This is a genomic window from Streptomyces sp. WELS2, assembly GCF_013870595.1.
In the GTDB taxonomy this organism is placed as follows: Bacteria; Actinomycetota; Actinomycetes; order Streptomycetales; family Streptomycetaceae; genus Streptomyces.
Map to the genome: position 1 here is coordinate 1 of NZ_JACBWZ010000204.1, position 8,907 is coordinate 8,907.

Below are 8,907 nucleotides of genomic sequence, written 5' to 3' on the forward strand. Positions count from 1 at the left end.
TTCGAAGCGGTAGCTCCGGGCGATCGGAACCGGGCGGGAAGCGGTCCGGTTCCCGGGGGCGGCCGGGGTCACGGCTGCGGTCACTGAGCGGCCTCCTGCTGTCGGACGTCGGTGCGTTGCCGCCGTGTGGGGGCGGGCTGTCGCCGTACGTCGCTGCGCCGCTGTCGTCCGTCGGTCTCCCGCGGTTCGCCGGCGCCGGCCGCCGGCGGCTCCGTCAGGGCCAGGAACGCCGCTTCCAACGGGGAGACGACAGGGGCGAGTTCGCGCAGTGCGATGCCCGCGTGCACGAGGCCGGCCACCAGCGCGTCGAGGGCGGGCACCAGCGCGTGCACCACGAGCGCGTCACCGCCCTGGCGTCCCGCGGTGTCCTCGGCCAGGCGGACGCCCGGCGCCGCGGCGGCCAGCCGGCGTGCCCGCGCCGGATCGGAGGTGACGAGCCGGTAGGCGAGTTCCCGGTCCCCGGCGGCCAGTTCGCCCAGCGGTCCGGAGAAGGCGACCCGCCCGGTCGCGAGAATGGTGACCTCGGAGCACAGGGCCTCCAGGTCGTCCATGCGGTGGCTCGACAGGACCACGGTGGTCCCCTCCCCCGCGAGCCGGGTGAGGACACCGTGGACGTGCTTCTTGCCGGCCGGGTCGAGGCCGTTGGCGGGTTCGTCCAGGACGAGCAGCCGGGGCCTGGCGAGCAAAGCCGCGGCCAGGCCGAGACGTTGCCGCATGCCCAGCGAGAAGCCGCGGGTGCGGTCGTCGGCGACGTCCGTGAGCCCGACCTGTTCGAGCGCGTCGTCGATCCCCGCCGTCCGGGGGCCGTCGCCGCGCAGAGCGGCGAGCGCGGCGAGATTCTGCCGGGCGGTGAGCGAAGGGTACAGCCCGGGGGCGTCCACGAACCCGGAGACACCGCCGGGGTCTTCGAACGTCCGGCCCGTCGGCGTGCCCAGGATCTCCAGACGGCCGCTGTCGGCCACGGCCAGGCCGAGCAGCAGGCCGAGCAGCGTCGTCTTGCCGGCGCCGTTCGGTCCCACCAGGCCGTGGATCCGTCCCCGCGCCACGTCCAGGTCGATGCCGTCCAGCGCGACGACTTCGCCGAAGCACTTGGTGATTCCGCGAGCCCGAATCGCGAGGTGTGAGTCCATGAGCCCCTTCTTTCGACGGCCTCATGGACCCTAGGAAGCTCACACCACACCGACAGGGGGCGCCGGTTGAACGCTCGGGGAACGGAAGCCCAAACCCGAGTCAACAGGCCTCCCCCGGCGACCCGGTCACCGCTCGCCGACGGCCTCCGGCTCTATGACACGGACGACCGGATCCCGCTGGTCCCCGCTTCCCGGACCGCGGCGCTCAGCGGAGCCACCACCTGCCAGCCCACGGCCTCGTACAGCGTCCGGCCTTTCCCGGTCGCGCCGAGCACGGCCGCCCGCGCGCCCTGACGGGCCGCGGTCTCGGCGAGCGTCCCCATCACCACGCGGCCGAGCCCCCGGCGCCGGTGAGCCGGGTCCGTCTCCACCTGGTCGACCACGGCGGTCGGACCGGTGACCGCGATCTGCCCGCGCGCGGCGAAGGATCCGTCGGCGGCGCACACCACCGCTCGGGTGACGCCGGCCCGGTCCCAGCAATGCAGCCGGTAGCCGTCGGGAAGGCGGGGCGGGGCCTCGACGGCGCTCAGCCGGGCGGCCATGAAGGCCGCGTGGCCGTCCAGGAGGGCCCAGCCCGGCGGCAGCCACGCCTTCAGTGTTCGCGCCGGCACGAACACCTTGAGGGGTGTGCCGCAGGCCGTGGTGTTCTCGGCCAGCTCGCGCACGGTGGCCTCGTCGGCGGCGGTGACGACATGCCGGGCCACTTCCCCGGGCAGGCCCACGTCCACGGTGAACCCCCAGGGCCGGGACGTGGGTCGGGCCGCACCGCGCGAGACGGCCCATCCCTCCACCCACGCGCGTACCGCCTCCTCGGTGGTGTTGAAAGGCACGGCCACTCCCCGATTCGGTAATAGCTGCAACTCTGTACGAGTCATTACACCATGGGGACTGGGCGGTACGGGCGGCCGGGGCGCGGTCCGCTCAGGCGGCGGGGTGGCGTGCCCTCGGTCTCGAGGCCGTGGAGCCGCGTACCACCAGTTCCGGCATGAACACGAACTCGCTGTGCGGAGCGGGTGTGCCGCCCACCTCCTCCAGCAGTGTGCGCACCGCGGCCTGTCCCATCGCGGGCACGGGTTTGCGGATCGTGGTCAGGGGCGGGTCGGTGAAGGCGATCAGCGGCGAGTCGTCGAACCCGACGACGGAGAAGTCCCGGGGGACCTCCATGCCGCGCTGCCGGGCGGCCCGGATCGCGCCCAGCGCCATCATGTCGCTGGCGCAGACCACCGCCGTGCAGTCCCGCTCGATGAGGGCCACGGCGGCGGCCTGGCCGCCCTCCAGGCTGTAGAGGGAGTGCTGGATCAGCGTCGACTCCACCAGGTCCGGCGACAGGCCCAGTTGGTCCTGCATGGCGCGGACGAAGCCCTCGATCTTGCGCTGCACGGGCACGAAACGCCTCGGGCCCACGGCCAGGCCGATGCGGGTGTGTCCGAGGGAGGCCAGGTGGGCCACCGCCAGTGTCATCGCCGCGCGGTCGTCGGGCGAGATGAACGGAGCCTGCACCTTCGCGGAGAAGCCGTCCACGAGCACGAACGGCACTCCCTGGGCGCGCAGGTCGGCGTAGCGCCTGGTGTCGGCGGTGGTGTCCGCGTGCAGCCCGGAGACGTAGATGATGCCCGCCACGGCGCGGTCCACGAGCATCTCGGTGAGTTCGTCCTCCGTGGACCCGCCGGGCGTCTGGGTGGCGAGCACCGGGGTGTAGCCCTGGCGGGTGAGGGCCTGCCCGATGACCTGGGCGAGCGCCGGGAAGATGGGGTTGTCCAGCTCGGGGGTGATGAGGCCGACCAGGCCCTCGCTGCGCTGCCGCAGCCGTACCGGTCGTTCGTAGCCCAGCACGTCGAGCGCGGCCAGCACGGACTGACGGGTGCCGGAGGCGACGCTGGGCTTGCCGTTGAGGACCCGGCTGACGGTCGCCTCGCTCACCCCCGCCTGTGCGGCGATGTCGGCGAGCCGGATCGTCACGGGGACGGTCTGTACCGGCCGCATGTCAGGCCGCCCACCAGACGGCGCACTCCCCGGGCAGTACGGTCTCGCCGGCGCCCGGCCGCACGTCGGCGCCGGCCAGCAGCAGTGTGCCGGGGGTGGGCAGGTTGACGGGGCCGGCGGCGAAGTTGACCGTGCAGACGAAGGAGCCGCGGTCGCTGTCACGGCGGAAGGCCAGGACGCCCTCGGGGGCGTCGAGCCAGGTGATCCGGTGGCCCGCGCCCAGCGCGGGGTGCTGGCGGCGGATGGCGAGCGCGCGGCGGTAGAACTCCAGCGTGGAGGCCGCGTCGCCCTCCTGCGCCTCGACGGTCAGGTCTTTCCAGTCCGCCGGCTGGGGCAGCCAGCTCGGGCCGCCCTCGACGGGTCCGAAGCCGAACGGCGGCACCTGGCCGGACCACGGGATCGGCACCCTGCAGCCGTCGCGGGTGCCGTCCTGGCCCGTGGTGCGGAAGAACGCGGGGTCCTGGCGCACCTCGTCGGGCAGGTCGACGACCTCGGGCAGGCCGAGTTCCTCGCCCTGGTAGAGGTAGGCCGAGCCGGGCAGCCCCAGCATCAGCAGGGTCGCCGCGCGGGCCCGGCGCAGACCGCGCGCCGGGTCTCCCTCGGCGAGGCGGGTGGCGTGCCGTACCACGTCGTGGTTGGACAGTACCCAGGTCGCCGGCGCGTGGACGGCGTTCACGGCGCGCAGCGAGCGGTCGATGACCTCGCGCAGCCCGGCCGGGTCCCAGCCGGTGCCCAGGTAGTCGAAGTTGAAGGCCTGGTGGAGCTCGTCCGGTCGCAGGTACAGGGCACTGCGTTCCACGGTCGGGGTCCAGGCCTCGGCGACGGCGACGCGTTCGCCGCCGTACTCGTCCAGGATGCGCCGCCAGCCGCGGTAGATGTCGTGCACGCCGTCCTGGTCGAAGTACGGCACCGGCCGCGTGCCGAGCAGTTTGACCTGCTCGTCGTGGCCGACGTCGGGCAGGCCGGGCTCCTTGACCAGGCCGTGTGCCACGTCGACGCGGAAGCCGTCGACGCCGAGGTCCAGCCAGAACCGCAGGATGGAGCGGAACTCGTCGTGGACGGCGGGGTGGTCCCAGTTGAAGTCGGGCTGCTCGGGCGCGAAGAGGTGCAGGTACCACTCGCCCGGGGTGCCGTCGGGCTCGGTGACCCGGGTCCAGGCGGGGCCGCCGAAGATGGACTCCCAGTCGTTGGGCGGCAGTTCGCCGGCTGTGCCCTTGCCCGGCCGGAAGTGGAAGCGGTCCCTGAGCGGTGAGCCGGGGCCCTCGCGCAGGGCCTGCTTGAACCACTCGTGCTGGTCGGAGCAGTGGTTGGGCACCAGGTCGACGATGATCCGCAGCCCCAGCGCGTGGGCGTCGCGCACCAGGTCGTAGGCGTCGGTGAGGGTGCCGAACATGGGGTCCACGGCCCGGTAGTCGGCGACGTCGTAGCCTCCGTCGGCCTGCGGGGAGGCGTAGAACGGCGACAGCCAGACGGCGTCGACGCCGAGCTCCTTCAGGTAGGGCAGACGTGCGCGGACGCCGGGCAGGTCGCCGATTCCGTCGCCGTCGCTGTCGGCGAAACTGCGCGGGTACACCTGGTAGATGACCGCGTCGCGCCACCACTCCCGGCGCGGGGAGGCGAAGGCGGGGGCTTCGTGGGCGACTGTGTCGGTGACGTGCTGGGTCATGGATTCCCTCGGGGGGTGGAAGGGTAACGGCGAAGGCGCGTCCTCGACGGGCGGGCGCCGGGGCCCGGACGGGGTGGCGCCGGTCACGACTTGGTGCCGCCGGCGGTCAGTCCGGAGACGAGGCTGCGCTGTACGAGCATGAACACGAGGGCGGCCGGGATGGTGATGATGATGGCGGTGGCCGACGTCCACGCCCAGTCGGGCCGCTGGTCCTGGGCGAAGGTGCGGATGCCGACGGCGAGCGTGTAGTGGTCGGACTGCATGAACTGTGTGGCGTAGGCGACCTCGCCCCAGGCGGTGAGGAAGCTGTAGAAGGCCGTCACCGCGAGGCCCGGCCGGGCCAGCGGCACGATCAGCCGCCAGAAGGTGCCGAAGGGGGTCAGGCCGTCGACCCGCCCGGCCTCGTCTATCTCCTTGGGGATGGTGTCGAAGTAACCCTTCATCATCCAGGCGCAGAACGGCACCGCGGTGGTCGCGTAGGCCAGGATCAGCCCCAGGTAGTTGTCGAGCAGGTGCAGTTCGGCCATGAGCAGGTACAGCGGCACGATGAGTACGATGCTGGGGAACATCTGGGTGACCAGGAAGACCCACATCAGCTGGCGGCTGCCCGGGAACCGCATCCGGGAGACGGCGTAGCCGGCGGTCGCGGCGAGGAAGACGCCCAGCGCCGTGGTGCCGGCCGCCACGATGACGGTGTTCAGGAACCACTGCGGCAGGTCCGAATGGGCCAGTACGTCACCGTAGTTGTGGAAGCCGAGGTGTGACAGCACCTCGCTCGGCTGCTGCCAGGCGTTCTTCGGGCCCAGGGAGATGAAGAGCACCCACACCACGGGGAAGGCCGCGATCAGGGTGGCGAGGATCAGCGTGGCGTGCAGCGCCACGGAGGCGCCGAGCCCGCGTTCCTCCCGGCCGCGCACCCGGCGGGGCGGGCGGACGGCGGCGGGGAGCGGGGCGGTGCCCGCGGGCGTGGTGGTGGTCTCGTGCGTTGCTGCGGTCATGACGATGGCTCCTTCACGCCTGCTCGGACTTCAGGGTGCTGCGGCGGTAGAAGGTCGAGAAGGCGAGCAGGAGAGCGAGGATGATGATCCCGTAGGTCGCCGCTCCCGCGTAGTCCGAGACCCCGTTGAACGCCTTGTGGAAGGCGAAGGTGACGAGGATGTCCGTGTCGCCGGTGGTGTTGTTGCCCAGCAGCAGATAGATGACGTTGAACATGTTGAACGTCCAGATGCAGCCCAGCAGGATGACGGTGTTCGACACCGGGCGCAGTCCGGGCAGGGTGACGTTGACGAAGCGCTGCCAGGGCGAGGCGCCGTCCATCTCGGCCGCCTCGTACAGCTCCTTGGGGATCGACTGCAGCCCGCCGAGCACGGCGACCATGTTGAAGGGGATGCCGATCCAGACGTTGACCATGATGACGGCGATCTTCTGGGACAGCGGGGAGCCGAGCCAGTTCTGCGCGGGCAGGCCGACCGCCTGGATGATCTCGTTGAACACTCCGTACTGGGAGTTGAGCATCAGCCGCCAGGCGAAGACGCCGATGAACGACGGGACGGCCCACGGCAGGATCAGCATCGCGCGGTAGAAGCCGCGCAGGCGCATCTTGCGGTTGAGCAGCACCGCGAGCCCCATGCCGAGACCGACCTGCAGGACGACGCAGGACACCGTCCACACGATCGTCCACACCAGCCGGGGGTAGAAGTCGCCGTCCGCGCCCGACAGGACGTGCCAGTAGTTGTCGAGGCCGACGAAGTCGTAGGTGGCCGGGCGGTGGAAGGCGCCGATGGTGGTGGCGACGTTGGACTCGTTGGCGTTGGTCAGCGACTGGTAGAAGCCGTATCCGAGCGGATACAGCACCAGCAGGGCGATGACGATGGCCACCGGAGCCACCATGGCCCAGGCGTACCAGTACTTGTCCCAGGCGCGGCGGAGCGACGTACCACGTGCGCGGGGTGGTTTCCGGTGGCCGCGGGCCGTCTCGTCGGTCGTTCCGGTGCTCGTTGCGGTCGTCATACTCATCGGCTCTTTCGCGGGCGAAGTCGGGTGGTACCGCAGCCCCGGGGAGCCCCGGTCGGGGCGGCAGCGGGGAGTGGTTTCCCCGGGGCTGCGTGTCCTTCGGTTACCGTGGGGCGGTGCGCCGCGGTTCAGCCGATGGAATAGCCGTTCAGCAGCTTCTGGAACTCCTTGGCGGTGGCGTCGAGACCGCCTTGCACCGACTCGTCGCCCTGGAGGATCTTCACGTAGTTCTGCGCGAGGGGTGTGAAGAGTGAACCGGCCTGCGGGAGGGCCACGCGGGCGCGCGCCGTCTTCTCCAGGAGCGGCTGGAAGCCGGCGATCTTGGCGTTTCCGGTGATCTCGGGGGTGTAGGCGGACTTGCGGGTCGGCAGCGTGCCGGTCCCCTTGGCGATCTCGATCTGGCTCGCCGTCGACGTCATGAACTGCGTGAACAGGTAACTGGCGTCCAGGTTGCCCGAGCCCTGGTACACGGTGAGGTTGTGGCCGCCCGTCGGGGCCTGGGCCTTGCCGCCGGCGCCGGCCGGTACGGGCGCGAAGCCGAGGTTCTTCTCGTCGCCCTTGAACGCCGAGCCGCTCAGGTCGTCGCCGACCGACCAGGGGCCCTGGATCAGCATGGCGACCTTGCCGTTCTTGAAGGCGGCCTGCATGTTCTGGTAGGCGTTCGCGAAGTCGACCTTCATCGACGCCTCGTCGTTGATCTTCTTCGCGGTGGTCAGGGCCTTCACGGCGGCGGCGTCGTTGATCGTGACCTTCTTCGCCGAGGGGTCGGCGAGGTCGGCGCCGTTGCTGTAGAGCAGCGGGAGCAGGAAGTAGGAGTCGGGGTTCAGGTAGGTGCCGTAGGCCCCCGTCTTCTCCTTGACGGTCTTGGCGTCGGCGATGAACTCGTCCCAGGTGGCGGGCGGTTGCGCGATGCCGGCCTGCTTCAGGAGCTTCTTGTTGTACAGCAGGCCCAGGGTGTCGGTGACCGACGGGACGCCGTACGTCTTGCCCTTGTACCTGGCCGTGTTCAGCGGGACGGAGCTGAAGTCACCGGTGTCCTTCAGTGCCGGGGTGCCGTCGAGCGGGGCGATGTAGCCCAGCTCGGCGTACTCGGCCATCAGCCCCACGTCGGTGCGGACGACGTCGGGCGCGCCCTTGCCGCTCTTGGCGGCCGACTTGAACTTCTGCTCGACGTCGGTGAACGGGATGTTCTGGTAGTCCACCTTGATCTTGGGGTACTTGGCCTCGAACCGCTTGATGAGGGCCTTGTACGTCGGGGCCTCGGTCGCTGCGTCCGAGGTGTCCCAGTAGGTGATCGTCCCGGAGATGTCCTTCGGGTCCTTCGGCGCACTCGACGAGTCGCCACCCGAGCCACCGCAGGCGGAAGCGGTGAGGGCGACCACGGTGACCGCGGCGGCTATCGATATGCCACGTCGCATAGCAACTCCTTGATCTGGGTGCCCGGAACATCCCTAGAGAGGGCCGGGGTGCCGTGTTTCTCAACCAACGGCCGCCGGGCGCGAGTTGAACATACAAGGTTGCAATCTCTTGCGAAAGACGTTGCAGGAAGATTCCTTCCCGGTTCCCGGGATGTGACAACCTCGTTGCCTGCATGCTCCGTTGCCTTCGGGCAGCGTCACCACTCTGTGCGGCCAACGACTCGCCCTCACCTGCGGAGGTGCAGGGAACGCATTTGAAGGCTCTTGCTGATTCTTGCAAGTCCCTTGCTGTAACAGCTCGCTCGTGGTTACGGTCACGCCCGACGTCCGGCCACGGGGCTGCTTCACAGGGCCCGGTGGCCACTTCCTCGACAAGCCATCGGCACAAGGAGTCCACACCCGTGACAATCAATCGGCCGGCGGCGGTCACCTGTGCTCTGCTCGCCGCCGTCCTCCTCCAACCCCTTGCCGCACTCCCCCAGGCCTCCGCCCACGCACCCGGCGCGAGAGCCGTCAGCACCCTCGGGGCGACCACCTCCCAGGCGGTGTGGATCGACCGGGACACCATCGCCTGGAACGGCGTTCCCGGCGCTGCCTCCACCCAGCTGCTGTACTCCCTCGACGGCTCCCTCACCACCGCCTCGACCGGCCCCGGCGCGCACCGGATCAGGCTGGGGAAGACGGCCCTGACCGACGT

8 protein-coding genes are annotated in these 8,907 nt (G+C 70.6%); 1 reads left to right on the forward strand and 7 read right to left on the reverse strand.

What is annotated here, in order from left to right; translation table 11 throughout:
- Nucleotides 1-80: 80 nt before the first annotated feature.
- The 7 genes from H5J33_RS14665 to H5J33_RS14695 all read right to left on the reverse strand — a co-directional run bounded on the left by H5J33_RS14665 (nt 81) and on the right by H5J33_RS14695 (nt 8,210).
- Nucleotides 81-1,130 carry an ABC transporter ATP-binding protein gene (locus tag H5J33_RS14665; RefSeq protein WP_181795352.1) on the reverse strand — a complete coding sequence of 350 codons (1,050 nt, stop codon included), beginning with the start codon at nt 1,128-1,130 and terminating at the stop codon, nt 81-83.
- Nucleotides 1,131-1,282: 152 nt separating this feature from the next.
- Entirely contained in the window at nt 1,283-1,960 is a 678-nt protein-coding gene (locus H5J33_RS14670; protein ID WP_309485404.1) for a GNAT family N-acetyltransferase, read from the reverse strand.
- Between the two features lie 91 nt (nt 1,961-2,051).
- Nucleotides 2,052-3,089: a LacI family DNA-binding transcriptional regulator gene (locus H5J33_RS14675; RefSeq protein ID WP_309485405.1), complete on the reverse strand. Its 1,038-nt coding sequence runs from the start codon at nt 3,087-3,089 to the stop codon at nt 2,052-2,054.
- A gap of 25 nt (nt 3,090-3,114) precedes the next feature.
- Nucleotides 3,115-4,779, reverse strand: a complete 1,665-nt coding sequence (locus H5J33_RS14680) for a glycoside hydrolase family 13 protein (RefSeq protein WP_181795355.1) — start codon at nt 4,777-4,779, stop codon at nt 3,115-3,117.
- Between the two features lie 83 nt (nt 4,780-4,862).
- The gene (locus tag H5J33_RS14685) at nt 4,863-5,777 is read right to left on the reverse strand and encodes a sugar ABC transporter permease (RefSeq protein ID WP_181795356.1); all 915 of its coding nucleotides are present in this window, start codon (nt 5,775-5,777) and stop codon (nt 4,863-4,865) included.
- Nucleotides 5,778-5,790: 13 nt separating this feature from the next.
- Nucleotides 5,791-6,789, reverse strand: a complete 999-nt coding sequence (locus tag H5J33_RS14690; protein WP_181795357.1) for a carbohydrate ABC transporter permease — start codon at nt 6,787-6,789, stop codon at nt 5,791-5,793.
- Between the two features lie 131 nt (nt 6,790-6,920).
- A complete protein-coding gene (locus H5J33_RS14695; RefSeq protein WP_181795358.1) occupies nt 6,921-8,210 on the reverse strand; it encodes an extracellular solute-binding protein in 1,290 nt (429 codons plus the stop codon).
- A 401-nt stretch (nt 8,211-8,611) separates the two neighbouring features.
- Between H5J33_RS14695 and H5J33_RS38345 the strand changes: the two genes are divergently transcribed.
- On the forward strand, nt 8,612-8,907 hold a 296-nt coding region (locus H5J33_RS38345; RefSeq protein WP_181795359.1), incomplete at its 3' end, for a hypothetical protein.